The following is a 26305-nucleotide window of genomic DNA, read 5'->3' as shown; positions in this document are numbered from 1 at the left end:
GACGACCGTCTGAACCACCGAACCGTACCCCGTCCACTGCGATGGGTACACGCAAGGGAAAAATGTCCCAAGGATTGATGGAGATGGCGCCATTTTCGTCAACGCCGATGCCCTGGCCCACGCGCACAATGCCCGGCCTGTCCGTCGTGGCCGGGGGGATATGGTGCGGGTTTTCGGCCGCCTCGTGGGCCGTGAGGGCCGCTGCCGTGGCGGCCTGCGCCTGTTCCTGGGCTGAAGCCCACGTTTCCAGCTCAGCGGCGCGCGCCTGCACGCCGGCCAGGGCCGCCCGTTGCGCGGCGGACGTTTCGCGCTGCGCGGCCAGGTCGGCGGCTGTTTGCGCCGCGCTGCCGTCCACGAGCGCCAGGGCCTCGCGCAGGCGCAGCACGTCCTCTTCCAGAAGGTTATCGGCGTGCGGCAGGGGCAGATTGAGATGCGGGGTTTTTTCATCGGGCATGATACATCCTCCTTTTCTTGCAGAGCGATGGATTTTGTCCGCCTGGCAAAAGGCCGCGCTACACAACCGCCATGAGGCGGATATTGCGCACCTGGGGCCGGGCCGCGCTGGCGCCGGTCAGGCTGAGCCTGATTTTGATCTCGTTGACGTTGCTCAGCTCGCTTCTGAAGCGGTATTCCACCAGGCCGTCGCCCTGCTGCGTGGCGCCGTCCAAAACCAGAGCGTCCGGGCCCAGCCACTCCCCGCCGTCCATCTGGAGCATGGGGGTCACGGTGGCGCCCGAGGGGATCAGGGCGTCGTAGACCAGCACGGCCCGGGTGGCCCCTGTGGCCGGGATGCTCCGGCTGTAGTAGTCCGCGTTTTGCGCCACAGCGCCGCCGACAAGCTGGGTGCCCGGCCAGAGCACGGGGCCGGCCGTCTCTTCCCCGGCCAGGCGCGCCGTGACCCTGACCGCGCCGCTGATGGCCGCGCCCAGGCGCAGGGGCTGCCCGGCGGCCACGGTCAGCGATTCGCCGTCCGGCAGGGTCAGCTCGTATTCCACGCGGGTCCGGGCCGTGGGCGTTTCGGCCAGGGCCAGGAGCATGAGATCCGTGGCTCCGCTCAGCGTGGCCGCGCCCAAATCCGCCGTGACGGATACGGGGTTGTAGACCGCTTCCAGCAGGCGGAAGGTGAGGTCTTTTTCCTGATGGACCGTCCAGGTGGAGCCGTTGGAGGACGAGAGCAGCGCGCCCACCTGATAGGGCTGGGACGTGACCCAGGTTTGGGCCTGTGCATCGAACCGGGAGAGCTCGGCCACGCCCAGGGCCGTCTCGGCGTCGTCGCAGAGCACCACCACGGCATATTCCATATTGGCGGACAGGGAGAGCGGCGCGTCCAGCAGCACGCGGGTGGGGTTGCCGTCGAGCGCCACGGCGGCGCGGGGGATGCGGGCTTCGGCCAATATGGCGCGGGTGGGCACGCCGTTCTGGACCTCGCGGATTTGCAGGCGGGCGTCGCCGCCGCAGGCCGTGAACCAGAGGTCGCAGCCGCCGAGCTGCACGTTGCGATCCGGCACAAAGGTCTGGGCCAGGGGATCGACCCAGACCGTGGTGATGGTGTTGACCTGCCGCAGGGTGGTGACCGTGAGCTCGCCCTGGCCCACAAAGACCGCTGAGGCCCGGCTGCCGCCCTTGCCCCTGAACGTGACCGTCTTGGCTCCGGCTGACACTTTGGCCGGGATTCGGAACGTGCCGGAGAGCCTGCCCTCGGCGTCCGCCGTGCCGCTGACGGAAAGGGGAATGCCGTCGAAACTGGCGGAATCCAACTGCTCCCCGGCTCCGAAGCCTTCTATGGCATAGGCCACGTCGATCTGGCGCAGATATTCCAGGGCCGTGGTGTTGCTGCCCATATTCTGCGTGCCGGAACTGGTGGACACCCCCCCTCGCCCGCTGGACGTCCACCGCTCAAAGCGCCGGGTCACGGGGCTGGTCCACCTGGTCTCCGTCTCGGTCCAGCGGTCCAGGGCCGGGCTCAGGGTCACTGTGGCCGGGAGCGGGTCAAAAGCCTGATAGGGATTCACGCGCATGGAGCCGGTGCGCAGGGGCTGGGAGAGCAGCACCCGGGGCGTCCAGGGCATGGTGAGGGGCGCGGCCCTGTCCGCAGCCATGTCCGTGGACAGGGCCGTGGCCGTGGCCGCCACCGGCAGGGTCAGCACGCCGCCGCCGTCCTGCGGGATGATGGCGGCGGTCTGCTCCAGGCCCTGATCGCGCATGTCGTCATTCAACAGCGGGTCCACGAACAGGCCCGCGCGCGCCCCGGACTCGCGGGTGAAGACATCCGCCTCCAGACGCTGGCGCGAAACTTCCCGCAGGATGTACTCAATGCGGCGGTTGATGGCTTCCGTCTCGCTGAACGGCACCACGCGCACCCCGTCATTCAGCACACGCCTGCCCCCGCTCTCGGATATATCCCGCCAGGTCTGCGCCACGGTAGCCAGAGGCAGCAGGGACGGCGGCACTTCCGGGGCGCGGGCGTTCACCTCCGAAGCCACGCCCTGAATCCACTGGAATTGGCCCTCGGCCGTGAGCGCCAGCCGATCCAGCCGGGGCAGGGCCTGCTCGTAGCTGATCAAAATGTTGGAGCCGGGCACCGCGCCCTCCACGCTGAAGCCGTCCGCGTCCGGGGCCAGAGCTTCGGCGCTGACCACGCAATCATAGGTGGCGCTGTAGGTGCTGCCCGTGGCCGGTTCGGCTCCGGACGGCAACCAGTCGATCTTGTCTCCGTTCTTTTTGTAGTCCGCGCCCTGGGCATAGACCGTCTCGCCCTGGCGGCACTCCACAAGGCTGACCACGGCCGTGTCGGGCAGCGCGTCGGCACAGCCGGAATAGGAGCCGTGGGTCAGGCTCACGGTTTTGCGGGTGGTGATGCGCAGCCCGGTCACCCGCCACAACGGCGGATGAGCCAGGGTAAGGCGCTGGCCGCCCTCAGTCATGCTGGCGCTGTCGGCAATATGCACTTCAGTGTCAATGACGCGCAAATCGGGCGTTGCCGGGTAGGTCAGGCGGCGGCTGGTGGGCAGATCCACGCCGTAGCCGTTGACGCGGGCGCGACCTTCGGCCACGGTGAAAACCTGATGGCCGTCCGCATCCCCGGCGTCCCGCACCGTGAGGCCGCTGACCACATAGGAGCCGCCGCCGGTGCTGTCCCTGTCATAGCGGGCAATGCCCCGGGTGAAGCTGTCCAGGGTGGGCGGGGCTTCTTTTGCCCGCAGCTCGCCGTCGTCCACGGCATAGACCGGGTAGAACTCCCCGTCCCCGTTGTCGCCGTCCCAGCCCCAGGCCGCGTCCACGCGCAAGCGCCACGCGCCCGGCTCGCCCTCGCCCCGGCTGCCGATGGCCGGATTGTACAGCGCCGGGTCGTTCAGCTCGGAGATCACGCTTTCATGCAGGCGCACGCCCACAGCCACGCTGCCCTGGGTGGGCACGACAAACTCGGCCACGGCCACGTTGCGCACCGCGCCCCGCAGGTAGATGGAACCCGCGCCGGCCCGCACCTTGCCCGTGCTCTTGTCCACAATGATGCTGGCGTCGCTGATGATGTCCCCGTCCTTGAACAGGGCGTCGGCCACGCCCCTCAGCCGGGCCAGGGACGCGGACTGCGCCTCGTTCAGCTCCGCGCCCTGCAAGGTGTAGCCGTCGCGAAACAAAAGCTTTTCGTAATTTTTGGATGCGTCAAAATTGTCGTAGTAGTTGTCGGGCATAGTGGACATGCTCACCTCGCTTGTTTGGGCAGAGGCACGGGGGAGGAACCCCCACCCCTGAAACACGTAAAAAAGATTTTTGGAACGGCGTAAGTTTGTTCGCTGGCAAGGAAGGCGAGTTTTTTGCGAAGGGAGTGGACTTTTGCGGTCCATGACCGGAGCAAAAAACGAAGCCTGACGCAGCCAGCGGGCAAAATCACGCCGTTACACGGGCAGGACAAATTCCACAGTCTGCCGCACACTGGGGCTGCGGTTGATGGGCGGCAAAATGATCTGCGCGGCCAGCAGCAGGCCCGGATTTGTGATTTCCGCCGGAAGGAAATAGCGTTGCCCTTCAGGCAGGCCGTCCGCAAACTCGCTATCCATAAACAGGCCCATCTCGCGGATCACCACATTGGAGGCGTCCGCGTAGTTGTAATGAACCTGAACGTAAAGAAAGGGCGTGGGCTGCCCGTCGGTGGCCAGCCGGTAGCGCGCCTCCTGCACCGCGCCTTCGGCCCCGGCCGATACCGGGATGATGATGCCGCCCGCCTCGTCCGGGGTCACAAAGCCGATGCTGGACGGCGTGCGGCGGCCCACCTCGTTGACCAGACGCGTGGACTCCACCAGGGACGGCAAAACCGCGTCGGGCGCATCCCAGGCCGGATCGCCCGTGCCCCAGGCCAGATGCAGGGGCCGCAGGGAAATGGCCTTGGCGATAGCTGCTCTGCCGCTATGAGTGAGTGTTGCGAGAGCCATAGCTAATCCCCCAATGCGCGGTTGATGTTGCTTCTGCTGTCGCCATCCGTAGGCCGCTGCGCGGCAACGGCTGCCGCGGCGGCTCTGCCAATATGGGTCAATGTTGCGAGTGCCATAGGTAACTCCTTTTCTTTACTGGACCGACAAAAGCGTTTCCGCGCGCCAGGTGCGGCCCGGCTCCACCCATGCGCCCAGCCACTGCGGGGCGCGGTATGCGGCGACCCCGGCGGGCGGCGCAAGGGCCGGGTCCAGAGACTGCGCCAGGAGTGGGAGCCAGGAATGCCCGGCCTCGCGCGGAGCCGGGGCCTGGCGGGCGTCCATGCGCAGCGCCGCCGTATCCTGCCGGGCCTGGGAGGCGCGCGCGGGATTCGGGACAGGACAGGTCACGGAGAGCCGGGCCGCTCCGGCCAGAGGCGGCCGGGGCGCGGGCGACACGGCGGGCGTCTGCCAGCCGCTGGCGTGGATGAACATCTCATGCAGGCGCAACACACGCCGTTGCGTATCATGCCCGGACAGCGCGAACGCCCCGAGACGCGGCGGATTGTCGATGACTGCCGCAAAGGTCGCGCCCAGGCGCGCGTTGTGATCGCTCACAACCTCGCCCCAGCCGGGCACGAGCTGCGCGCGGGAAATGGCGCGGCGCTCCATGCGCCATGGCGGCAGTTGGCGATCAAAGCCCGTGTAATCCAGCCAGCGCCGGGCGTCCCATTCCCCGCGCCAGCGGCGGCCCGTGGTGGCCCGCTCGGCCCAGAGAATGGAAAACAGACTGCCCAGGGCAAAGCCGTGGTTGCGCGGATACAGGGCCGAGAGCCGCGAGCGCCCCACCACAAAGCGATCCAGGTACGGAGCCAGAAAGCCGTACCATGTGGTCGCCCCGAAGCTGCCGCACACGTCGCCGGAGCTGTAGGGCGCGGATTGAGAGGCATGGCGCACCCCGAAGGACACGAGCACGCCCTCGCTGTCGGGATTGTCCGGGTCCACGGGCACGGGCGCGCCGGAATAAAAGGTCAGCCAGCCGTCGCCCAGGGCCGGACCCTGGGAAAGAATGATGGGCCGCCGGTCAAAGACGTCGGTGTAGATGCGCCACAAACGGCAGCGCGCCGGGGCCATCTCGTTGCAGATACGCACGATATGCCGCACTGTGGCGGTATCGGCAATCTGCGGCAGACCGAGCTGATATGTGGCCCACCACCGGCCTGTTCCGTCCTCTTCTATAATGATGCCGCTCGGCCCCGCGTCCTGCGGGGCACTCGCTGTCGCTTGCGAAAAGCGCGGTTTTCGCTGCGCTCCCGCTGTGCGGCCCGCCGCCGTCCCTGGCGGCGACGCCACCCCATAGCCGAACAGGGCCAGGGCGGCCTTGATGGATGCGGGCGTGCCCTTGATGCGATGCCAGGGGATGGCGTTGCGGACCATTGCCGCAAGCTGCTCGCGGGTGGTCGCGGTTTCGCGAAAATCCACATGGAATTGCCAGGCGAGTTGCTCCACCTCCTCCAGGGACAGGGGCTTGAGGCCGCCCCGCGCCCGGGCGAGTCTGGCCAGGGGCGGCAGCAGGGCGGCAGGCTCCCGACCGGCCAGGCGGGCGTAGATCAGCAGGTTGGGGATGGCCAGGGCCGTTGCGCGCAGCGTGGCATTCAGGCTGGTCGCCGCCGCGCGCAGGGCCGGATCTTCCGCGATGCTGCCTGGCAGCAGGGCCGGAAAATCGAGATCCTGCAATCGGCTACTCATCTTCCACTACCTCCCCCCGCCGCCTGCGCTCTGCTCTCGATGCCCGTAACTCGCTGCGCTCGAACGGGCACGGCTGCGCCGCGTTGCGGCGGCTGCCGCTTTCGCGTCAGAGGGACATTCACTCATCCTCCACTCCCAGAAAAGTGATGGTGACGGAGCTTTCGCGGGCCAGCTGGCGCGGCTCCAGCACGGCATATTCCGGGGCCTCCACTGTCACGCGCCGGGCGCCGGCCTGCTGCATGAGGCTGATCAGCCGGGTCGGGTTGATGTCCCGCCCCGGCGCGCCGCGCTGCCAAAGGCGGTAGCGTTCCACCGCGGCCTCCACCGCGGCCTTCTTGCTGCCGGCCAGGGCCGAATCGCCTCTGGCCAGGGACCAGCTCGCCCGGATCTCAAACGGCACCAGCTCCGGCGCGGCCACGGTCACCGTGTCGGTCAGGGGCCGCACGTCCTCGGCTGAGAGCGTGCGCCGCAGGGCCTCCAGCAGCTCTTCCGACGGCAGCTCCCCGCCCTGCATGACCGGCCGCACGTCCACCCTGCCCGGCTGCGGGCTCCAGACCGCCACCTCGGCAATGTCCTGATGCACCGCCCTGGCCAGAGCGCGGTAGGAGCCCACAGGGCCGGCGCAGGTGAATGCCTCCGGAGCTTCCTGGATGCGCTCGCGGTAGCGGGCATCATCCTCCACATCAGCGCCGGCCGCGGACGCCGTGACGTTGCTGGTGCTCTGCACATAGGGGAGAGGATCGATGAGCCTGTTGACCTGGCCGGGAAGCAGGCCGTTGAGCGCCGCGCCGTGTTCCCCGGCCGTGGCCGTGATGTCTCCGCACGTCGCGCCGCTGGGGATGATCAGGTCGGCGTCCGTGGCGAACACCCGCCGGGCGTCGGCCGTGGTCACCCGCGTGCCGGCGGGCACCACCACGGCGAACGCTTGCGGCTCGTCCAGGTCGAAGCGTTGCGTCAGCCTGGCGCGGGACTTGGTCAGCCGCGGCGTGCCCACCATTTTTCCGATTTCGTCCAGGTGGGCCTGCTCGGCAAAGGCCAGCAGATTCTGCCGCCCGGCCAGATTGATGGCGTTGTTCTGCAGGGCGATGAGGTAGGCCAGCGACTCCAGAAACAGACGCACCGGATCGCCGGGATAGAGCGTGGTCTGCGCAATATTTTCGTAGGTGGTCAGCACGTTGGCTTCCACCTTGGCCGGATCCAGATCCGCGAAAAAGATCCCGCTCATAGTTGCACTCCGTCGCGCAGCTCGTAGACGATGCGGGGATACAGGCGGCCTTCCATATTGCCCCGGGGATCCGGCTCCAGGCTGACGCGCAGCACCCGGACACGGGGTTCGCGGGCTTCAAGCGCATGGATCAGCTCGGCAACGCGGCGGGCGGCCTCGCAGGGCGTGGGCGCGTCGATGAAGCTGCCCATATGGGCGAAGCCGCGGTCCAGGGGCACGCTGTAGGCCAGAGTGCGCACGATGATGCGCATGTTCTGCTCAATGGCGGCCAGGCCCCGCGCGCCGATAACCAGGGGCCGGGGGGCATCGGAGATTTGCAGAGTGGGCATCACTTGTACTCCTTCAAGGACAACTTCAGGTTCACGCTGAAAATTTTATCCTTTACGCTATGCCGGACCACCTGGCTGACGGACTCCAGGACATACATGCCGAAATTCCAGCCGCCCAGAATCAGCTGATGGGCCTTGCCCTCCACGCACAGGGCCTCGATGCGGCCGGCCTCCCTGACGGGATCCACGCCCATGTCCGCCCGCAGGTGGATGGACAGGGAGACAGTGGCCAGCTCCGGCGCCAGGAACTCCAGACGCGGCAGATCGCCCAGCACCTGATGTTCCTCGAAACGCGCCTTGCGTTCCCGCGTCAGCGAGGCCGGGGTGACCGTGCGCCCGCCGAAGGCGCTCACCTCAAAGACGATGTCGCCCAGACTGCCGATGCGCATCTTTTCTCCATTGCGCCCACCCACGCGTCCTGCGTGGGTGGGGCTCTCGCCTGGCGCAAGCTCGGTTGCGCCTGCGCTCGCCCTGCGCCGCCGCAACGCGGCGTACATTCAGGCGAAAACCGCGTTTTTCGCCTGAATGCCACCTTTGACTTCCATAAAAAGTCAAAGGTAATCTGCTCTCGGTTCCCTGGCGGCGCTATCCTCCCACCGGCTCCTGCGTGGTGCCGTTGCCGGACTGGACGCCCTTGTGGATGTGCCCGCGCACGGACACGTTGCCGGCGGTCACGTCGGCGTCCGGCACGTCCAGGCCGCCGTGCAGGATGCGGTAGCTCCCCAGCAAATCGCCGGAGCCGGCGTTGCCGTCCTTGTCCGTGACCCGCAGCAGCCCGGCCAGGGTGATCGTGGGAGCCCGCAGCGTGATGCTGGTGGCGGATTCGGCCAGGATGTCCTTTTCCGCCCGGGCCGTAATCGTGCCCCTGGTTTTGATCTCGGCGTCGCCTTCCACTGAGGCGTAAAGTTTGTGGGCCGCCCGGTCGTAAAAAATCACTGTGCCGTCAACAAAGCGGCAATAGTCCATCTGGCGGGCCTGTTGCGGGTCCGGCGCCGAGGGCGAATAGCAGGCCCCCAGCACGACGCCGGCCTCCAGGCCCTGGCCGGAGAACAGCACGGCCACGGGCTCGTTGTCGTCCGGCAGTTTGATCTCCTGATCCTTCAGTACCCGGCGCTGGAGCGTGGGCAAGGGCGCGCTGACCATGCCCTGGCCGTCGTCCAGCCGCACCCTGGCGCTGCCGCCCTCCACGCCCACCACTCTGCCGAAGCGCAGGGAGGCCCCGCGGTTCGCTTCCAGAGCCGCCACCCGCCGTTCCAATGTCGCATAATCAAACATGGCCGCCCCCTCAGTACGTCAGAGCCTTGCGGATTTCGACGGCCGTGGTGTAGCCCTTGCCGCCGATCTTATGTTCCGCCTTTTCCACGAACCAGCGGCCGTCGAACCGGCCGAAGCCGGACAGATCCAGCACGACGCCCGCCACCACGGCCGGGTTGCCCATGAATTCCAGGCTTGCCTTTTCCCTGCCCTTGTTGGCCTCCCGCAGCCCGGACGTGCCCAGGCGCATGGCTTCGGCCACGGACTCCACCCGGGTGTTGAGTTGCAGGGTTTTCTTGTCGGACGGCCCTTCCGGCACAGTCACTTCCGCCGTATGCGTTGTGCCGGCGGCCGGGTCGGTATAGGCCACCTCGGCCTTGCTGTAATCGGTTTTGGAGGACGATTCCTTGAAGCTGTAGGATGTCGGGGAGTACAGGCCGCCCCTTTTGACGATGGTGATGCCGGCGGGCCGGGCGTCAGCCCCGGCGCCGTCGAACAGCACCAGGCGGCCGTCATGCACCTTGCAGTTCATGCCCCGCTCTTTGGCCAGGCGCTGCACGAAGCCCAGATCCGACTCCTCGCGCTGATCCTGGCGGACGAAGGCGTACTCCGGCCCGTCGTACATCAGGGTCAGCCCGTTCTCGGACGCGATCTGCCCGGCCAGGCCCTGCAGGGAAAAATTCTCCCATGCGCGGGTCTTGGCCGTGTCGCGCAGCCCTGAGGTCAGCGCCGAGGTCACGGCCTTCAGGGTGACTTTGTCCGGAGGCCCGGAGAATTCCAGTTCGTCCACCCTGAACGTGCCGCAGGGCAAGGTCAGGTGCCGGCCGGGTTCCTCCCAGTCCAGAGCCGTGATCCGGGCCGTGACGGCCTTGCCCTTGGACAGCCGCCAGGGGCCGTTCCACGTGCCCTCCCGGTCATGCAGGGTCAGCCGGATCTCGTCGGCCTTGCCCCCGGCATGATCGCTGAACCGGAACTCCAGCAGGGAGGGCTCAAGGGCGCTGGTGGCGTCGTGCCCGCCGATGCTCACGGACAGCTTCACCCGGCGGGTATTGATGCTGCTCTCGCTCAAGGAATTGGCTACGCCATCCATGGCGGCAGCTCCGGAGTTTCGGGTTCTGCAACCATGTCCGGCACGGCCAGCTCCACGCCGGCCGGAAAGATGACCACGTCCAGGTGCTCGGGATTGGCGGCCATGAGATGATGCGCCAGGCGTTCCCGGCCCCACAGGCGGAAGGCCACGCTGTCCCAGGCGTCGCCCTGGATAGTGCGGTAGGTCTTACTCATAGGCCAGGCGCTCCTGATCGTGGACGATCTCCGAAATCAGCTTTTCAAAGTCGCCCTTGTGGGCGCGGAGGGCTTCCAGCAGACGCCTGGCGAAGCCGGCGTCGGTGATGCCGGAAAGTGTGACGGGGATGTTCACCGTCAGCCCGCCGCCCGGGCCCGTCATGCCGGAGGCCTCCGGCATGACGGGCAGCCTGCCGTCGCCCGGACCGGACAGACTGGCCAGCGTGGCCTGGTCGGGCATGGCCCCCCTGGGCGCTTCGGGCGCGGCGGGCAGCCTGCCCAAATCCGGCATGGCCGGGATGGCGGCCGTGTCGCCGCCAGCCACTGCGGCGGTGGCCGCATTGCCTTGGGCCGCCTTGGCTTCGGCCAGTTTGGCGTCCGCCTTTTCGTCGGCCTCATCCACGATGCCCAGCCATTCGCCCACGGCGCGCAGCTTGTCCATGGCCCAGGACATTTTGTCCCCGATGAAGCCGAACACCGCGTCGAACGCCGCCCGCACCGGCTCGCAGGTTTTGTACAGACTGACCATGGCCCCGATGAACGCGCCCACGGCCAGCACGATCCAGGTCAGGGGACAGGCCAGGAACGCGCTGTTGAGCAGCCACTGTCCGGCCGCCGCAGCCTTGCTGGCGATGGCCCCGCCCAGCAGCGCGGCTTTGTGCCCCACCCAGGCCATCCCGGCGCGCAACGTGACCATTCGACCGGCGTTGGAGGCCGCGGCCACGGCTCCTTCCGCCGCAGCCGTGGCCCGCAGGCCGGGAATAAGAAAACTCAGCGCGGCCCGGGCCATGTGGAAACTGCCGCTTACGCCGGACACCATGTAGGACGCGCCCATGCCCGCCACGCGCAGGGCCGTGAACCCGGCCACCGCGCCGACGGCCACGGTGGTCAGGGTTTCGTGCTCGCTGGCGAAGGTGCCGATGGCGCTGATGTATGGCGTCACGGTTTCCAGAATGGAGGAGACGGCCGGAAGCAGGGCCGTGCCCAGCTCAATGGCGGCCTTGCCCGCCGCGTTGGTGGCCAGCCGCAGGCGTGCCGAGGCCGTATCGGTGACGTTGTTGAACTCGTCCTGCTGCGAGCCCGCGTACTCGCCTTTGTCCGCAACGTCCTTCAGGGCCTTCTCGTACAGATCCAGGGAGCCCACCAGCTTGACGATCTTGGGCGCATGTTCCGTGCCGAACACGGCGGACAGGGCGGCCAGCGGATTCCTGGAGGCCTTGACCTGGCGCAGGAATTGCAGCATGGCGCCCTGGGCATCCTTCTGCATGGCCTCGGCCATGCCCTGGGCGCTGATGCCCAGCCCGGCCAGGGCTTCCTGCGCCTCCCTGGGCAGCTTGCCCGCGTTGCCCAGACGCACGAACATGGCGTTGGCCGCCGTGGCCGCGCTTTCCGTATCCACCTTGGTGGCCCGGAACACCGTGCCCAGGGCGGCCACTTCCTGGCCGGTCATCCTGAACGTGGCCGCCGTGCCGCCCACCCGGCTTACGAAGTTGACCAGTTCGCTCGCCTTGGCGTCGTAGCGGTTGGACAGGTGATTGATGGAATCGCCCAGCAGGCGCACCTCGTCCTGGGTGAGCTTGAAGTTGGTGCGCATGCCGGTCATGGCCGAACCGGCATCCTCGGCGCTCATGTCGAACGCCGTGGCCATGACCGCGGCGTCCTCGGTGAAGGCCAGCAGCTCGTTCTGGGCAATGCCCGCCTGGCCGGCCGCGGCCGCGATTTGGGTCAGGCCCTCGGCGGTCATGGGGATGCGCGTGCTCATGTCGAGCAGTTCATTGCCAAAGGACTTGAGCCCGGCCGCGTCGAAATTCGTGACCTTGCGCACGTCGGCCATGGCGGTCTCGAAGCCCATGGCCATTTTGATCGGCGCGGCCACGGCCATGGCAGGAACCGCGGCTTCCATCATGCCGCCGCGCAATTCCTTGCGCCGGGCCTCGGCCGCCTGGGCCTTGCTCAGCGCCTCCAGCCGGTAGCGGGTGCGTTCCAGCTGGGCCTGCGCCCGGGTGTGCGCGCGGCCGTAATCGGCCACGGCCACGCCGTAGCGGGCGGCCTCGGCCCGCGCTTTCTGGTAGGCGGCCAGTTGCGTGTTCAGGGTTTCGCGGATCAGCGGATCCTGGCCGCCGCTCGCGGCGTACAGACGCTGGGTGGCCGCGACGTCGGCCCGCAGGGCCTGCGCCCTGGCCAGGGCCTTGGTTTTCGCGGTCAAAGCCTCCACGCGCTGCGCGCTGGATTTGATTTTGTGCTCCACTGTGCTAAAAACATTGGCAACAGTAGGAGACAGCGTCGCGCCCACGGCAAAACCGACGCCGAACGTGCTATTCATGTCTCGCTCCGGAGTGACCGTTCATGCTTATGACCCTGACAGCCCACATCATCGCCTGCGGCCTCATCGGCCTGGTTGCCCTGTTCTACTGCGGCCCGCTGCTCGGCGCCGCCCTCGGGGTTGCGGCCGCGCTGGGATCCGCCCTGTGCCGGCTGGCCGCCCGGGCCGGTCTCATCCGCGCGCCCGGGCGACAGCCTCGTTGATCTCCGCTTGCAGGCGCAGGGCCTCTTCCGTCCACTCGCACAGCTCGTCCCAGGTCAGGGAGAGCAGCTCGCCCAGCCCCCAGCCGGTCAGTTTATTGAGCAGCAGCGCCTGACGCCGCAGTTCGCCTGCCGGGGGTGATGCCCCGAAAGGTCAGGTACTGCTGCTGCACCCGGGCGTAATCCTCGGAATCCAGCAGCCGCAGATCCTCCTCCGGCAGTCCGCACAGCACCGCGTACAGCTTCAGTTCCCCGGCCATGTCCAGGGCGTCCCGCACGGGATTGTCGATAATCTCTCCCATGCTGGGGCGGTGCATGGTCACTTCGGTCAGCTCGCGGTCGGCCAGCTGCACGGGGTAATCCAGTTTGATGGTGGCGGTTCTGGGCTTGCTCATGATGTTCTCCTTTACATGCCGAGATTGGCGCGGATGTCGGCCAGCATGTCCACGCCGTTGAGGTTGAAGACAAAATTCAGCTTGTCCACTTCCACCAGCTCCTGGCCGTTCATCCACATTTTGATGTAGTACAGCTCCAGCTCGGTCTCGGGTTCCATCTTTTTGCCGGGCTCGAATTTGCCGATGCCGGACTTCCTGGGCATGGCCCTGGTCACCACCTTGACCGGCTTGTTGACGAAGCTGCCGGAGCCCGCGTCCAGCTCCTGGATGGAACCGCGCACTTCCAGATGGTGCCCGGCCGTTTGCAGCAGAGCCGCGCCGTTGGGGGTGGGCACGTTCCATTTGATTTTCAGGGCCAGACTTTTGAAATGCCCGGCCACGGGCACGTCCAGCTCGCCGGCGATGCCCAGGCCGGCGAGGGATTCAGTCAGGTATTCAAAGTCGGGCATTTCCACCGTGCCGATGCCCAGCTGATCCACGCCGTCCCGGTAGACCTTGGCGTTGGTCAGCACGGACGGGATGGGGTTGGTGACGGGTAAAGCTTGGGACATATCACGCTCCTAGGCCGCCAGGCCGTAAAGGGTGGACAGATAGGCGGGATCGTACTCAAGGATGAACATCAGCTCGCGCGCGGCCTGCGGCGGGGTCAGATAGACGTGCCAGCGGACCTTGCCGCCCATCAGATCGCCGGAGGGGTTGTCGACTTCCTCAAAGGTCACCCGGCCGCCCAGCAGGAACTCCCGGCCGGTCAGGCCGTTGAGCCAGACGTTGAACGTGTCCTGCACGGTTTCGATCATGCGGCGGCGCAACGGATTGGACACATACTGCCAGCAGGTGAGCACCAGGGTGTTGCCCACCCAGGAGAACATGCGCCGGATGGGGATCGAGCTGTCCTTGACGTCCGTGACGCCGGGATAGGCCGTGGTCTGATCGCCCCAGGCCACCAGGCCGCCCACCATATTGAGCGCCGTGACGATGCCGTTGCCGTTCAAAAAGGCGGCTTCCGTGGGCGTGAGATGCAACTCGCGCCCGGCGTGCGCCAGGCCCTCGCACTGGAGGCGCTTGTTGGACGGGCTCCAGAACGGGATGCCCTCGTTTTCCGCGTCGCGACGCGCGACGACCCCGGCCAGGTGGCTGGAGCCGCGTTCCACGGCGCCGTTGTAGACGGGGCTGCCGAACATGCACAGCAGGTCGGCGTCCGTGAGGTTGTTGTCGTTGAGCCAGGCCGGGACTTCGGTGTATTTCCGCACCTCGTCGGGCACGTCGATGATGCCCGTGGCCCGGAAATGGCCGCAGATGTCCTTGCAGGCCGCGCCAATGGCCAGGGCCACGGCCGGGTCGCCGGAAAAGCCCGGCGCCAGAATCTGGCCGGGCGTCAGGCGGAAGCGCGGGAAAATCTCTTCCACCAGCGCCAGGCCGGAGCGTTGCAGGCTGTCCGCGTTCACACCGCCGATGATGTCGGCGGACGTGACCTGGCGGACGTCGGGCACTGTTCCCTCGTCTTCCCCCGCTGCGTCGGCGGCCGGCTTGGTATGCCGGGCGGGGTCGAAGACGTTGACGGCCACGATGGGAGCCGCCTTGTAGCGGCCGAAATACAATTCCGCCGCCTCGTACAGGGTAAAGTCGGACGCGGGCTCGTCCGCTCCGGGCGCGCCGAACTGCTGCACAAACTCGGGCAGGCTGTAGATGAGCTTCGGCTCGTTGACGGGCCGGGATACGCCTTCGGCCAGATTGTGGACCGGGGCCGTGCCCACGATGACCGGCAGCGCGGAATTCACCTCCACCGGGGTGACCAGGCCGGTGGCCTTTTCTTCGATGTAAACGCCGTGACGATATGACATGTTGAACTCCTAGAGAATTTTTTGATTGAAAATATCCATTTTCAATCACTTCGCTGCCATCATTTCGCGTCCAGAGCGCGGTCTGGACGCTCATTCGGCGCGGGCGCCAGCTAACGCTGTCGCCAGAGCGTTCAGCTCATTTCATGAGCAAAACGCTCTATTCATTCCCTTGCATGGTCCAGTGGGTCAGCGCATAGGCCTCGGCAAAGGGCGGGGCCTGCTCGTCCGGGCGGACCCAGGGCGTGAATTCTCCCCGCTCGTTTGCCGTCAGGATGTAACGGCCGTCCAGGGCCTGCCGCCGGCAGGACATGGCATGTCGGCGCACCAGGGCCAGCAGATTGTGCAGATCGTTTTCCGCGCCTTCCGCTTCCTCGTTCCAGACCACCAGGCGCAGGGCCAGCACCACCCTGGCAAAGCCGTCGTCCCCGTCGTGGCCGGACATGGCCTGAATCAGCACCAGGGGCGCGTCGTACTCGGCGTGCTCCCCGCCTTTCGGCGGCAGGGAGCCCACCAGGACGCGGGCCGGGCGCAACAGGACTTCGCCGGGGCGCGGCCGTTCCCGCCGGGAGCGTGTGGGCAGCGGCAGGTCAGCCAGCGCGGGCGCGAGACGATCCCGCAGGGCGGTCATGAGCAAAAAGCTGTTCATTTCAGCTTCTCCAGACGGTGCTGCACTTCATGCCGCAGGCGTTGCTCGAACATGGTCCGGGCCGCGCGCATCACGAACGCGGAAGTCGCGTCAAAGGCGGCGAAATATTGCACGCTGTAGCCGAACATCCGCTCCAGCGTGCGGCCCCGGCGCTGCATCAGGAACAGACGCCCGTTCAGCCTGGTCACGAACGCCTTGGACAGCCCGTTGCCGCCGTCCGGGTAGCGTACCGGCTCGCCCGGGCCGATCTGGTACCCGGCCCGCGGCCAGTGGATGCTGCGCATCCGTTTGCGGGCAGTCACCCGACGGGGCACCAGACGGAAACGGTCCAAGGCCAGCTGTCGGCTGGCCACGCGCTCCTCCACCCGGAGCGAGCCGGCGGTGCCGGTCAGCAGCGGCTTGGACAGGGCCTGCCGGATATCGCCGGACTTGAGGAAGCTGTGCTCCTTGATCTGCCGGGCGATGTTGGTGCCCATGTTGGCGCCGGTGCGCTTGAGCGCGGCCCGGATGGCCTTGTCCACTTCGCCCGCCATGCCGGCCAGGGGCCGCAGCACGCGATCGAAGTCCCGGGTGTCGATCTGGATCTCCATGCCTCTCTCCCTCACGCATAGGCCCGGCTGACCCGGAGGATCAGCATTCCCGCTTCCACGCGCACGGCGTTATCCTCCGGTTCCACCACCCAGGACTCGCCGCCGATATCCACCTGCTGCTCCGGCACGGGCCGCTCCCGCAGGCTGTCGGCCAGGTAGATGGTCCGGACGTGTTCCGCCACGCCCAGGCTGCCCGCGTCGCTGAAGCCGCCGCTCGCCCCGGTGGCGCGGGAGCCGTGGCCATCGTCGATGATCGCCGTCACCGGCTGGCCGTCGAAGTTGATCTCTTCCCCGAACTCATCGGGATTGAGGAACACCGAACTCACTTCGTCTCGGACGTCGTCTTGGAAGGACATGCGCGACTCCATCCTGTCAGTTCCAGTTCGGTTTCCAGGCGGACGATGCGCTCCGCATGATCCGCGCTGCTCTCCTCCAGGGCGTCCAGACGCTTGTGCGCCCGGAATACGGCCGCCTTGGAGGCGTAGATTTCCGCCAGCTTTTCGATGGCCTTGGCGAGCTGCTCATGTTGCGTCTTGTGCCCCTTCCACCATTCCCGGGCGCAGAACAGGCCGAACAGCATCAGCAGGGAATTGATCCCCAGCAGGATTTCCATTGTCATGGCCCGGCCTTCCTTCCCCGCGTTGTGCGGGCGTTCATGCGGCCGGAAGCGGGTTCCGTCCGCGCCCGCACTTCGCTATCAGCGCGGCACGCCGCGCGACTGCGTCGCCCAGGGCAGTGGTTCACGGCTCAGTCCCCGGGGTTGGGCGTTGATTTGTACAGCATACGGCTGGCGTCGTCCGAGCCCTTGGAGGAACCGAAATAGTAGGCGATGACCGTGTCCGCCTTGGCCGAGGCATAGCCCACCACCCCGCCGATGAGCGCGATCTGCGCCGCGTCCATGCCGGTCAGGCGCGAGTGGAACACCATCCAGATGCAGGCCACAAACCCGCCCAGGGCCACTGCGGCCAACAGGCGCGGGGTCCAGGAATCGCCGGTGGCGGATTCCCGCCGCCGCGCGCTCTGGCGGTCGGCCACGGCAATCCGGGCCAGATCCACGTCCAATTCTTTCATTTTGGCCGTGAAATCCATCTCGGCCCGCTTCACCGCCACCAGTTGCTCGGGCGTGGCCCGCAGAACGGCCTGCGCCACATCCTCTTCGCCGGCGCCGTCGCCCAGGCCCAGAGCCTTGCCGATGGCCGCCACGCCCAGTCCGGCCAGCGGCCCGCCCAGAGCTGTGGCCAGGGCCGGGGCCACCGTGCCGACAATGTCCTTCCACCCGGCCATCAGGCCGCCCCCTCTGCCGGTTGGCAGTGCGTGCGGCGCATCCAGCCGTCCACGAATTTGCGCCGGGCGGCGTTGGCGGCCGCAATGTTGATATAGTGCGCCCCTTGCAGGCAGTTGAGGGCATGTACCACGGCCTCGTCGCTGGCGCGCCGATCCAGCACCCTGGCCAGGGCGGCCAGGGTTTTCGGCCCCACCGCGCCGTCCACCACAAGATCGGCAAACAGGGCGGCGCCGCTGCGCTTGTCGAAGTTCATGGCGTTGCACAGGCGCTGGAGCAGCTTGCCCGCGCCGCCGCGCCCCAGGTTGACCGCCTGTTCAAACAGCTCGTCGGCCACGGACTGGCTGAAGGCGGCCAGGCCCATGCGCTCCCACCACTCCACGCGGTACCAGTTGCGGACCATGTCCGCGAGGCCCGGCAGCGCGGCCAGATGCCGGGAAAAGGCCAGCGCGCCCCGGCTGTAGCTGCTGTGGGATTTGGCCGCGTCGATCACGGCCCAGCCTTCCCAGGACGGGAAAAAATTCCTGGCGATGCCGGCATAGGTTTCGCCGCCGGCGTCGCCCGACACGTCGCACCAGCCGCCTTCAAAGTCTTTGAGCGGAGCGTAAGCGATGAGAAAATCAGCCATGGCTTTCATCTCCTTCGTTCCCCGCGTCCCCCTCGTTCCCGTTGTCCGGCTGCTCGTCCGGGGCCGCGCCGTTTTCCTCGCCCGCATTCTCGCTGAGACTGTCCGTGCCGGTCTCCTCTCCCGCAGGCGGCGTTTTCTCCCTGCCGTTGCGGGGCGTCTCAAGCAGTTCTGCCAGCCCGGAGTCTGCCAGGGAGCGGGCTTCGGCCGCGGGCAGAACCGCGCGTTCGCCGGGTTCGCGCCGCATTTTGCCGTCTTCCAGACTGCAACGGAGCAGCACTGTTATGGTCTTGGAGCGTGCCATGCTGCGCCTCCTAGAGAATATTGTTTTTGAAACGCTCGCTCCGGCGCTTCACGGCGAAAGTAAATTTCGCCTGCGCCTATCTCTGCTGTCGTCATCCGTAAGGCGGCACAGCCGCCAACGGCTGACGCTCGCGGCGGGCATGGCTTTGCCATGCCAGAGCGTTTTGCTAATTTCATGAGCAAAACGCTCTAAACGGCCTTGATTTTGACGGTCCAGCCGCAATGCCGGGTCATGGGCAGGGGACGGGATTCGGCGATAGTAAAGACGCCGGAGGGGTCTTCCTGCTCGAACTGCTTGGCGAAAATCTTGGCCGGGCCTTCGCACTTGACGTCCACAGGCTGGCCGAACTCAATGACCGACTCGGCGCTGCCGGCCAGCAGCAGGGCGTAGTCCGGCTCCAGGTAGTATTTGGTATTGCCCTCAAGGTCGTTATAGGTGGCGTTGTGCGTCCAGATGTTCAGTCCGTTCCACTGCCCCTTGAGCTTGGCCCCCACCCGGGGGGAGAGCTGCCCGATGTCGATGCGCCGGTTGTCCAGGCTGTCCTTGACGTCCGGATGCCGCCGGAACGCGGTCCAGGCGTTCTTGCCCAGGATGAGGTCTGTGGCCGAATGGCCGCTGGTGTCTTCCTGGATCAGCAGATTCCAGGTTTCCATCATACCTGCCAGGTCGGAAGCCGGGTTGCTCCAGAGCGCCTCGCCGGTCAGGGCCACCACATGGGAAGCGGGCCGCTTGAAGTCCACGGTGTAGTTTTTGACCACCTGGCCTTCGATCATGTCGTAAAGATCAATCCGGCCGTCCACCGCCGCCTGGGCGCACATGATTTCCACCATGCGGTCGATGTCGTCCCGATTGGCGTCCATGTCCTCGGCAATGGCCCGTTCCACGGGATTAACACGCGGATCATACGGGCTGAAGCCTTTCTGCGTTTTCAGCAGATCCGCCGCCCGGAACGCGCGCTTGGGCCGGAAGCGGGGAGCCTTGACGTAATCCACGCTCAGAACCTCGCCCTTGCGCATGGTGCCGGCCGCGTAATTGGTGATGGCCGGCAGAATGGAGGCCCCGCGCAGCGAGGTTTGCAACTCCAGCACGTCCACCGGCTTGGGATCCAGGGGACGGAAAAAACGGGTGAACAGATCGTGTTTCACCGGCCGCAGATTGATCACCCCGGTGAGCACGCGCGGGGTGAAATAGCTCAAATCCATGCGTGACTCCTATGCGAAAATGCCCTTGGCGCGCAGAGCCGCCAGGGCGGTTTGCTCGTCGGCGGCCGAAACGCCGTCCGCGAAAATCAGCTCCTGGGCCACCACACTGGCGTGCACGTACACGTCCGCTGTGGCCCCGCCGCTGGCCGGGACCGTCACGTCCTCGACCAGGATGCCTTCGACCCCGGCGCTGGACGCCGTCCAGGGAGCAAGCTTGCCTTCGGCATCACGACCCAGCACGGTGCCGGCAAGATACACTTCCTCGCTGCCGGTGCTGGCCAGGATCATGCGGACCAGGATCGGGGGATGGTCTTTCAGAAAGGCCGGGCGCTGATACGATTCGATATGGTGCATAACCTGACTCCTACATGCTGCCGATGCGCTGGATCAGGGCGGCGGTTTCGTCCTGCGAAGCGCCGGAGCCGTCACTCACCGGAGCGGGCGTGGCCTGTTTGATGGCTTCCAGCATATCCGCTTTGGGATCGCCGGAGGGCTGCCGTGACGCTCCCGCGTCGCCCAGAACCCGGGCCGCCGCCCTGAGCTGCTCGGGCGTGACGCCTGTTTCCATGAGCGCCCGGACTTTGTCCGCCGTTTCCTTGCCGCAGACCGTTTCCATCAGGGCCAGAGCGGAGGCCGTGGCCTGCGCTGCCTGTTGCGCCTCGCTTTTGTCGCGCTCTTTCAGCGCGGCTTCCGCCGCTTCCCGCTGGATGGCGGCCAGCAGGTCGGGATGGCTCCGAGCCAGTTCGTCTTTGTCCATGTGCGTCTCCTTGAGAAGTTGTTTGATGACCTCGGCCCGGGATGGCACAATGGCCGTGATCAGGCCGAGGGCTTCCGCCTCGCCCGCCAGAAAATCCCGTCCGTCCGCCCAGGCGGCCCGGTTGTCCGGGGCCAGGCCCATGCGTTGCGCCACATCGCCGCAGAACATCTCGTAGATGGCGTCCACCCGTGCCTGCAGCACGCCCATGTCGCGCTCGGAAAGGGCCGCGTCCGGGTGGCCGACCGCCTTGTAGGAACCAGCGGTCACATAGGTGAAGGCAAGGCCCATTTCCTTGTTCCAGCCGGATTTATCCATGTGGCGCAGGATGACGCCGATGCTGCCCACTTCCGCCGAAGGCCCGGCGTAGACCGCGCCCGTGGCCGAGGCCAGCCAGTAGGCCGCCGACGCGCACAGGCCGTCCACCCAGGCCGCGCAGGGTTTCACGCGCCTCGCCGCGAAAATGGCGTCGGCCACCTCTTTGACGCCCCGGGCCTGACCGCCGGGACTGTGGATGGAAAAGAGGACGGCGCGAACGTCCGGAGCCGCCAGCGCGGCGTCCAGAGCCGCCGAGATATCTTTCAGCCCGGTAGAGAAAAAAGAGCGCCGCATGATCACGCCTTCCACCGGGATGACGGCCACACCGTTGACAAGCTCATAGGGCGGCTGGTCGTCCGGTTCGCTGTCCGGAAGGGAGCGGCTCTGCAGAGAATCCTCCCCGGCGGAGCACATGAAGGCCGCGAACGCCTCCGGTTGCATGGCCCAGAGATGTTCAAAATCAGTCATTGTCGGCCCCGGATACTGTGGTTTGAGCATCGTCCGTTTCCTCGTCGTTGCCGGAGTGCAGGCGAACGGAAACGGAGCTTTGCGCCACGGAAATGCCGAGTTCCTTGTACCGCTCCTGTTCCCGGGCCAGTTGTTCCGCAATTTCGTCGAAGTCCCCGCCGCGTTCGGCAATGGCCTCGGAGCGGGACATGAGGCCCGCTTCGATGGCCGCGATGTTGGCGGCGGTCTCCTTGGTGGGATCGATGTAGCCGCGCGCCGGGCCGATCCAACGCGTATTGCACCAGTACGGCAGGGCCGCATAAAAATCGGGAGCGCCCTCCGGCAGGGTCAGGTAGCCGCGCAGCCAGGCTTCCTCCTGCACCATCATCCAGAGGGGCTGGCAGTAATGGCGCACGAAAAAGGAGCGGTAAACCTCATAGACCCGCCAGGCTTCCAGCAGGGCCGCGCGGGCGCTGGAATAGGTGGTCTTGGAAAAATCCTTGGTCAGCACCTCGTAGGGAATCTCCAGAGAGGACGCCAGAATGCGCAGCACCAGCTCGCAGAAGTTGAGAAAGTTGCTGCCGGGCCGCTTGCTCTCCAGCACTTCCGGCTTTTCGCCCTTGTTGCCGTACATGATGCCGCCGGGCGGGATATCCTGGTAATATCGTTTCTCTTCTCCCTCCCCTTCGGCTTCCTCCTGCACATAGCCGGGCAGCGCCTGCGGCCCGTTTTCCAACCCGATAAACACCGGAAACGAGGCCGCCAGCACTTGGCCCATCAGCTCATAGTCAATGGAGTCATTGAGGTGGCGGAAGAACTTGACCGCCGGGGAAAGGCAACTCGCGCCCCGGAACTGTTCCTCGCTTTCCGGTCGAAAAACATGAAACAGGCTGCGCCTGTGCCCGATGCGTGCCGGAATGCGCCGGAACTCGCCGCTGGTGTACATGCTGTCGTCCAGCATGGTCACGGAGGGCGCGGGAGATGCGATCCAGTAGGCCACAGGCACGCCTGTGGCGCTGACTTCCACGCCGTCATGCAGCAGAGGTTCAAACTGTTTGTCCCACGGCGTGCGCAGTCGGGAGGGCCGAATGTCCTGAATGCGCAAGGCAAAGCGGCAGCCGGGGCGCTCGTCCATGACAGGCAGGTGGATCATCTCTCCGGCGCGGATCAGGGAGCGCAGACCGAGCATCTGCAAATCCTCAAAGCCAAGCTGCTCGCGGTAGTGGGCCTGCCCGCACCACTCCGCCCACAGCCATTCCATCTGATCCTGCACATCCTTGACCGCGCTCTGCTCCAGACCAAGGCGTTTGGCCGGGATCACGCTCTGCGGCGTGAGGCCGGTGCCGATGACGTTGGTGGCGATGGAGTTGACGCCGGACTTGGCAATACCGTCGTTGCCGTAGAGATCTTCCACCCGGGTCATGGTCAGATCGCGCTCAAAGGCCGCCTGATCGCGGCCGCGCACCCGGGGAGGCAGGTAGTTTTTCAGGGAGCCGCGAAAGGCCCCGGATTCGAGAGAGGCCGACGGAACCGGGTGGCCCTGGTGGATGGCGGTCTGGCTCATGACCGCGCCCTCCCCCGCTCCAGCGGCGCAAGCATACGCGGCGGGCACAGCCCGACCGCGTGCGCCGCCTGCGGTATCTGCTCACTACCGCTCGCGGCTGCCGTCGGCTTTACGGAAGAGGGCGTCATCGCCGCCCCCTTTTGTGGTGGGGGACGCGGGCCTGCACCAGGACAGGCCCGCGTCCGTGGTCAAGGGCTGCCAGCTCGCCGGCAAGGTAGGCGAGGTGCTCGCGGATGCGCGGCAAGTCCTGGCGGGTGAGGGAGCGGGAGCCGATGGTGTAGGACGCGCCGGACGCGCACGCTTTCAGGGCGCGCTTGTACAGCGTGATCTGCTCATCGAGCTCTGCACGGGTCCAGATGGAGGATGCCATGCCCACCGGGATAGCACCGCGCGGGGGCGGCTGTCGTGGACGTAGTGGACGTAGTGGACGAAAAATGCGTTTTCAGCAAAAAAAATCCCCGACCGGGAAAACCGTGCCGGGGATGGGGAATGCCTTGCCGCGCCGTCAGGCATGTTGGCGGCTGACATACTCCTTGGCCGCCGCAGCCAGCAGGCCGGAGCGGGTCATGCCTTCCTCTTTGGCCTTACGGTCGATAGAATTGACAAGAGACGGCAGCATGGAAACAGACACCTGGATGGGTTTCTCGTCCAACGCGCCCGCCTCCACGGCCTGATAGAAGGTGCCTTCCGGGATATCGATCTCCAACTCCCGGCAGCCGGCCTCGGCCTTACGCTGAACTTCCGCGGCCGAGGACGGCGCGGGAATATCCTCGCCCTCTTTCCCGCACGCCTTCAAATATCCCGTCAGACACTCGCGGGCATTGGACAACGCCTGGGACAAGGAGTCGCCGTCAGTAAAGCAGCCCGGCAAATCCGGGAAGTCGACGCAGTACGCGCCGGGTCTGTCCTTGGCCGGGAGAAACTGCGCAAAATAAATAGGCATATGCTCTCCCACGAATGGGGAAGAGAACCCTCTCCCCCGATTGAATATTATCGGAGCTTCAAGCCGCTTTGCTGTTCCATCCGCTTCAGCGTCTCAATGCAGAAGTCTTTTTTAGGATGGGCCACAGTAACCTTTCCTTTTTTCTCAGGATGGCAAAAATGATGGTGACTGCCTTCCACATTGACCAGATACCATCCGTCTTTTTTGAGCATCCTGATGATGGTGCGGCTGTCCATTGTTGTCTCCTGAGGAATATTCTATATAAAAAATGTATAGTGTCAAGATTTTTATATAGTTTTTATATAGTTTCTAGTGGCCTTTCTCTTCTCTTCCTGTGCTGCGGGCATGTATAAAGACCCGGACGTCCGACTCCAGCACTCTGATGCCCCGCGTGCTGCCGACCCGGACATGAGGCAGCTGGCCGGAGTTGATTAGGACATAAAAGTAACTGCGCCTGCACCCCAGCAAGGCGCAGACCTGCGCCCAGTTAAGCAATTTGTCGTTTTTCACCTTCACCTCCGGGTAAACGCCGCCAGGCGATCCGCGACAGAACCGGCGGGGCGGGGAACGGGTTTCGGCGGCAGAGCCTTGGGCGCTGGCCTGGCCGCGCCAGGCCGCTTTTTCTTGGCGACGGCCAGCATCCAATGCAGAGCCCACAGCAGGTATTCGCAGTCCCAGGCGTGGTTCGGCCGGCCGTGCGGGTTGTCCCACAGGTTTTTTTCCGGGTTCCACGCCTCGGCGCACATTTCCCGGGCGTAGGCCAGCAAGCCGTCGCCGGAATGCAGGTGGAAGGCCCCCGGATCGTCCGGCGCTATGGCCAGCTTGCTGGCCAGGACGCCCTTGAACATGGTCGTGTCCACCTTGTGCAGCAGGATGCCACCGGGGATTTTCACCCGCTCGCCTTTCGGGCCGGGGAAATACTCCTGCGGCGCGTAGGACACAGGCGTCGCCGGAGCGTGGACCCCCTGGGCCGGAAAGACGCGCCCGCGGTTGCGGGCCGCCCAGGCGTAGACCTGGGCCGTGCGCTGCGGATCGCCCATTGCGTCGATAATCACCGCGCGCACCTTGAACGGGCGGCCGAGGGCGTCCAGGTACTCGGAGCGCCAGAACAGCTCATCCAAGGCGTTGAGCGTTGGGGCCACGCCTTCCTGGATCAGCCAGGACTCGGCCTCTTCCCCGTAGCCGAGGGCGCGGATCACATAGCGGAAATAGCGCAACTGCGTATCCACGGCCGCCAGCACCGCCGCCACGCGCTCCTGCGCTTCGCCGCCAGGCTTGCGTGCCGGCAAGGGCCCGGGCACCGCCCCGCGCGGCCGGTCGTCGCACAGGGCCAAAATCATATCCTCGTCCCGCCGCTCGAATTCCGCTTCCCAGGGCTCGGCCTTGTAGTTGTTCTGCACGTCTTTGAGCAGTTCCAGAGTCGGGTTGAGCTGATATTCCAGCGCCTTGGCCGCAATCTCCGAGAGCGAAACAAAAGGCGAAATCCAGGCTGGAATGTGAAAGCCCACGCTGATGGGCCGGTATGTCTCCAAATGCTCATGCAGCTCCCGGCCGCTGGTCTCTTCGCGCCACAGGCCGTTGCGCACGGCCAGATCGCGGTCGGCGTCGGTCCAACCATGACGCTCGGCCCCGCAGTGCGGGCACTCGTACCCCCCCAGGGAATGGGATTTGAGCGACACCGGGTTCATATGGCCTTCCGGCCAGCGGATATGCTCAAAATCCATGAGCAGCTCGCAGCCGCAAAACGGGCAGACGACCCAGTAGCGGAAACGGGCCTCGGATTGCGCGAACGCCTTGTGGATCGGGCCGTCCACCACCGTGGGCGTGCTCAGTTTCCAGGTGATGGCCCGCTTACCCCAGGTGATCACGCGCTTTTCGGCCAGTGCCTCGGCCGAGGCTTCGCGCTTGCTGCCCTGGTATTTGTCCAGCTCGTCCAGCACCAGATAGCGGATGGGTTTGTTGCCCAGGCGGGCGGCCGATCCGGACCAGGCCATGTAGATGGTCAGATGCGCCAGCTTGATACGCAGGCTGCCGATGTCGTCCGATATGCCGGTGAGGTATTCCCGCAGCCGCGGGCTGGCCTGCAACATGGGAATGATCCGATCCTGGGCGTTCTCCCTGGCCGTGGTTTCATCAGGGTACACATAGAGCACCGGTCCGGGAGCGCGGTCGATGGTGTAGCCGATGCAGTTGTGCACCGCCTCGGTGCCCGCGCTCTGCGGACACTTCATGATCGAAACCGTCTGGACGGACGGATAGAAGGCCGCGTCCATGACTCCCGCGGCATAGGGGGTGACCATGTTGCGCCAGGGGCCGGGCCGGGACGAATTATGCACTACGCGATGCCGCTCGGACCACAGGCTGGCCGGGATGGGAGGACGATGGCGCAACACGGCCCGTTCACCTCTGCCGAATGCCCACGGCCAGAGGATGGGGCCGCGCTCCGCCGTCAGACGCGCCACCGCCGCCCGGGTTTCAGGGTGGATGCAGCCCGGAAGCCGGTCCACCCTGAAGCGGAGCTCAGTCGTCGTCGGTTTCGCCTTCGTTTTCCCCTTGCGGATCCGGGGCGTTTGCGCCGTCGGTTTCATCAGGGACACACTCCACCTTGCTTCAGCCGTTGCCGC

At 66.1% G+C, this 26305-nt stretch carries 32 protein-coding genes; 2 read left to right on the top strand and 30 right to left on the bottom strand.

Going from position 1 to position 26305, the window contains the following annotated elements; genetic code table 11:
- The 11 genes from G7Y52_RS09750 to G7Y52_RS09700 all read right to left on the bottom strand — a co-directional run.
- On the bottom strand, positions 1 to 454 hold a 454-nt coding region (locus G7Y52_RS09750; protein WP_165071093.1), incomplete at its 3' end, for a hypothetical protein.
- A 58-nt stretch (positions 455 to 512) separates the two neighbouring features.
- Positions 513 to 3701, bottom strand: coding sequence for a DUF4815 domain-containing protein (locus tag G7Y52_RS09745; RefSeq protein WP_165071091.1), 3189 nt, complete (start codon positions 3699 to 3701; stop codon positions 513 to 515).
- A 195-nt stretch (positions 3702 to 3896) separates the two neighbouring features.
- On the bottom strand, positions 3897 to 4430 hold the full coding sequence (locus tag G7Y52_RS09740; protein ID WP_165071088.1) for a hypothetical protein: 534 nt from the start codon (positions 4428 to 4430) through the stop codon (positions 3897 to 3899).
- A 132-nt stretch (positions 4431 to 4562) separates the two neighbouring features.
- A complete protein-coding gene (locus G7Y52_RS09735; RefSeq protein WP_165071086.1) occupies positions 4563 to 6155 on the bottom strand; it encodes a phage tail protein in 1593 nt (530 codons plus the stop codon).
- Positions 6156 to 6273: 118 nt separating this feature from the next.
- Positions 6274 to 7380, bottom strand: a complete 1107-nt coding sequence (locus tag G7Y52_RS09730; RefSeq protein WP_165071083.1) for a baseplate J/gp47 family protein — start codon at positions 7378 to 7380, stop codon at positions 6274 to 6276.
- The gene (locus G7Y52_RS09725; RefSeq protein WP_165071081.1) at positions 7377 to 7709 is read right to left on the bottom strand and encodes a GPW/gp25 family protein; all 333 of its coding nucleotides are present in this window, start codon (positions 7707 to 7709) and stop codon (positions 7377 to 7379) included. The genes G7Y52_RS09730 and G7Y52_RS09725 overlap by 4 nt, the downstream gene beginning before the upstream one ends.
- Positions 7709 to 8206: a phage tail protein gene (locus G7Y52_RS09720; RefSeq protein ID WP_206215254.1), complete on the bottom strand. Its 498-nt coding sequence runs from the start codon at positions 8204 to 8206 to the stop codon at positions 7709 to 7711. The genes G7Y52_RS09725 and G7Y52_RS09720 overlap by 1 nt, the downstream gene beginning before the upstream one ends.
- Before the next feature lie 88 nt (positions 8207 to 8294).
- Positions 8295 to 8984 (bottom strand): phage baseplate assembly protein V, encoded by a 690-nt coding sequence (locus G7Y52_RS09715; RefSeq protein ID WP_165071077.1) that lies wholly within the window; start codon positions 8982 to 8984, stop codon positions 8295 to 8297.
- Between the two features lie 10 nt (positions 8985 to 8994).
- Positions 8995 to 10053: a contractile injection system protein, VgrG/Pvc8 family gene (locus G7Y52_RS09710; protein ID WP_165071075.1), complete on the bottom strand. Its 1059-nt coding sequence runs from the start codon at positions 10051 to 10053 to the stop codon at positions 8995 to 8997.
- Complete coding sequence (locus G7Y52_RS09705; protein WP_165071073.1) at positions 10041 to 10247, bottom strand: tail protein X; 207 nt, start codon at positions 10245 to 10247, stop codon at positions 10041 to 10043. Before G7Y52_RS09705 ends, G7Y52_RS09710 begins: the two co-directional genes overlap by 13 nt.
- Positions 10240 to 12570 carry a phage tail tape measure protein gene (locus G7Y52_RS09700; protein ID WP_165071070.1) on the bottom strand — a complete coding sequence of 777 codons (2331 nt, stop codon included), beginning with the start codon at positions 12568 to 12570 and terminating at the stop codon, positions 10240 to 10242. Before G7Y52_RS09700 ends, G7Y52_RS09705 begins: the two co-directional genes overlap by 8 nt.
- Positions 12571 to 12593: 23 nt before the next feature.
- On the opposite strand from G7Y52_RS09700, the gene G7Y52_RS09695 reads away from it, so the two are divergent.
- Positions 12594 to 12773 (top strand): hypothetical protein, encoded by a 180-nt coding sequence (locus G7Y52_RS09695; protein ID WP_165071068.1) that lies wholly within the window; start codon positions 12594 to 12596, stop codon positions 12771 to 12773.
- A gap of 92 nt (positions 12774 to 12865) precedes the next feature.
- Here the strand turns inward: G7Y52_RS09695 and G7Y52_RS09690 are convergent, their stop codons facing one another.
- The 10 genes from G7Y52_RS09690 to G7Y52_RS09645 form a co-directional block, all read right to left on the bottom strand.
- On the bottom strand, positions 12866 to 13165 hold the full coding sequence (locus G7Y52_RS09690; RefSeq protein WP_165071065.1) for a phage tail assembly protein: 300 nt from the start codon (positions 13163 to 13165) through the stop codon (positions 12866 to 12868).
- An 11-nt stretch (positions 13166 to 13176) separates the two neighbouring features.
- Entirely contained in the window at positions 13177 to 13716 is a 540-nt protein-coding gene (locus G7Y52_RS09685) for a phage major tail tube protein (protein ID WP_165071063.1), read from the bottom strand.
- Between the two features lie 9 nt (positions 13717 to 13725).
- A complete protein-coding gene (locus G7Y52_RS09680) occupies positions 13726 to 15006 on the bottom strand; it encodes a phage tail sheath protein (protein WP_165071061.1) in 1281 nt (426 codons plus the stop codon).
- A gap of 157 nt (positions 15007 to 15163) precedes the next feature.
- Positions 15164 to 15652, bottom strand: coding sequence for a hypothetical protein (locus tag G7Y52_RS09675; protein WP_165071058.1), 489 nt, complete (start codon positions 15650 to 15652; stop codon positions 15164 to 15166).
- Positions 15649 to 16242 carry a hypothetical protein gene (locus tag G7Y52_RS09670; RefSeq protein ID WP_165071056.1) on the bottom strand — a complete coding sequence of 198 codons (594 nt, stop codon included), beginning with the start codon at positions 16240 to 16242 and terminating at the stop codon, positions 15649 to 15651. The genes G7Y52_RS09675 and G7Y52_RS09670 overlap by 4 nt, the downstream gene beginning before the upstream one ends.
- Before the next feature lie 11 nt (positions 16243 to 16253).
- Positions 16254 to 16598, bottom strand: coding sequence for a hypothetical protein (locus tag G7Y52_RS09665; protein WP_165071053.1), 345 nt, complete (start codon positions 16596 to 16598; stop codon positions 16254 to 16256).
- The gene (locus G7Y52_RS09660) at positions 16565 to 16861 is read right to left on the bottom strand and encodes a hypothetical protein (protein WP_165071050.1); all 297 of its coding nucleotides are present in this window, start codon (positions 16859 to 16861) and stop codon (positions 16565 to 16567) included. The genes G7Y52_RS09665 and G7Y52_RS09660 overlap by 34 nt, the downstream gene beginning before the upstream one ends.
- Positions 16862 to 16989: 128 nt before the next feature.
- Positions 16990 to 17526: a hypothetical protein gene (locus G7Y52_RS09655; RefSeq protein ID WP_165071047.1), complete on the bottom strand. Its 537-nt coding sequence runs from the start codon at positions 17524 to 17526 to the stop codon at positions 16990 to 16992.
- A complete protein-coding gene (locus tag G7Y52_RS09650; RefSeq protein ID WP_165071043.1) occupies positions 17526 to 18152 on the bottom strand; it encodes a putative peptidoglycan-binding domain-containing protein in 627 nt (208 codons plus the stop codon). Before G7Y52_RS09650 ends, G7Y52_RS09655 begins: the two co-directional genes overlap by 1 nt.
- Complete coding sequence (locus G7Y52_RS09645) at positions 18145 to 18453, bottom strand: hypothetical protein (RefSeq protein ID WP_165071039.1); 309 nt, start codon at positions 18451 to 18453, stop codon at positions 18145 to 18147. Before G7Y52_RS09645 ends, G7Y52_RS09650 begins: the two co-directional genes overlap by 8 nt.
- Between G7Y52_RS09645 and G7Y52_RS14980 the strand changes: the two genes are divergently transcribed.
- Positions 18452 to 18631, top strand: coding sequence for a hypothetical protein (locus tag G7Y52_RS14980; protein WP_206215253.1), 180 nt, complete (start codon positions 18452 to 18454; stop codon positions 18629 to 18631). The two genes, G7Y52_RS09645 and G7Y52_RS14980, sit on opposite strands and share 2 nt — an antisense overlap.
- A 10-nt stretch (positions 18632 to 18641) precedes the next feature.
- On the opposite strand, the gene G7Y52_RS09640 is transcribed toward G7Y52_RS14980, so the two are convergent.
- From G7Y52_RS09640 to G7Y52_RS09600, 9 genes are all read right to left on the bottom strand, one after another.
- A complete protein-coding gene (locus G7Y52_RS09640; protein ID WP_165071036.1) occupies positions 18642 to 19655 on the bottom strand; it encodes a major capsid protein in 1014 nt (337 codons plus the stop codon).
- A 9-nt stretch (positions 19656 to 19664) separates the two neighbouring features.
- The gene (locus tag G7Y52_RS09635) at positions 19665 to 20009 is read right to left on the bottom strand and encodes a head decoration protein (protein ID WP_165071032.1); all 345 of its coding nucleotides are present in this window, start codon (positions 20007 to 20009) and stop codon (positions 19665 to 19667) included.
- Between the two features lie 10 nt (positions 20010 to 20019).
- Complete coding sequence (locus G7Y52_RS09630; protein ID WP_165071028.1) at positions 20020 to 21195, bottom strand: S49 family peptidase; 1176 nt, start codon at positions 21193 to 21195, stop codon at positions 20020 to 20022.
- On the bottom strand, positions 21188 to 22738 hold the full coding sequence (locus G7Y52_RS09625; protein WP_165071024.1) for a phage portal protein: 1551 nt from the start codon (positions 22736 to 22738) through the stop codon (positions 21188 to 21190). The genes G7Y52_RS09630 and G7Y52_RS09625 overlap by 8 nt, the downstream gene beginning before the upstream one ends.
- Positions 22739 to 22862: 124 nt before the next feature.
- Positions 22863 to 23108 (bottom strand): hypothetical protein, encoded by a 246-nt coding sequence (locus G7Y52_RS09620; RefSeq protein WP_165071021.1) that lies wholly within the window; start codon positions 23106 to 23108, stop codon positions 22863 to 22865.
- 135 nt (positions 23109 to 23243) lie between these two features.
- Positions 23244 to 23681, bottom strand: a complete 438-nt coding sequence (locus tag G7Y52_RS09615) for a type II toxin-antitoxin system HicB family antitoxin (RefSeq protein WP_165071018.1) — start codon at positions 23679 to 23681, stop codon at positions 23244 to 23246.
- 47 nt (positions 23682 to 23728) lie between these two features.
- The gene (locus tag G7Y52_RS09610; RefSeq protein WP_165071006.1) at positions 23729 to 23917 is read right to left on the bottom strand and encodes a type II toxin-antitoxin system HicA family toxin; all 189 of its coding nucleotides are present in this window, start codon (positions 23915 to 23917) and stop codon (positions 23729 to 23731) included.
- Between the two features lie 73 nt (positions 23918 to 23990).
- Positions 23991 to 24191, bottom strand: a complete 201-nt coding sequence (locus tag G7Y52_RS09605; protein ID WP_241159691.1) for a helix-turn-helix domain-containing protein — start codon at positions 24189 to 24191, stop codon at positions 23991 to 23993.
- Positions 24192 to 24193: 2 nt separating this feature from the next.
- Positions 24194 to 26188 carry a terminase gpA endonuclease subunit gene (locus tag G7Y52_RS09600; RefSeq protein ID WP_165070989.1) on the bottom strand — a complete coding sequence of 665 codons (1995 nt, stop codon included), beginning with the start codon at positions 26186 to 26188 and terminating at the stop codon, positions 24194 to 24196.
- Between the last annotated feature and the right edge of the window lie 117 nt (positions 26189 to 26305).

Origin of the sequence: Desulfovibrio sp. ZJ200 (assembly GCF_011039095.1) — a bacterium.
Classification (GTDB): domain Bacteria; phylum Desulfobacterota; class Desulfovibrionia; order Desulfovibrionales; family Desulfovibrionaceae; genus Desulfovibrio.
Note: the sequence above shows the minus strand (reverse complement) of the source record. Positions and strands in the feature narration are given on the sequence as shown.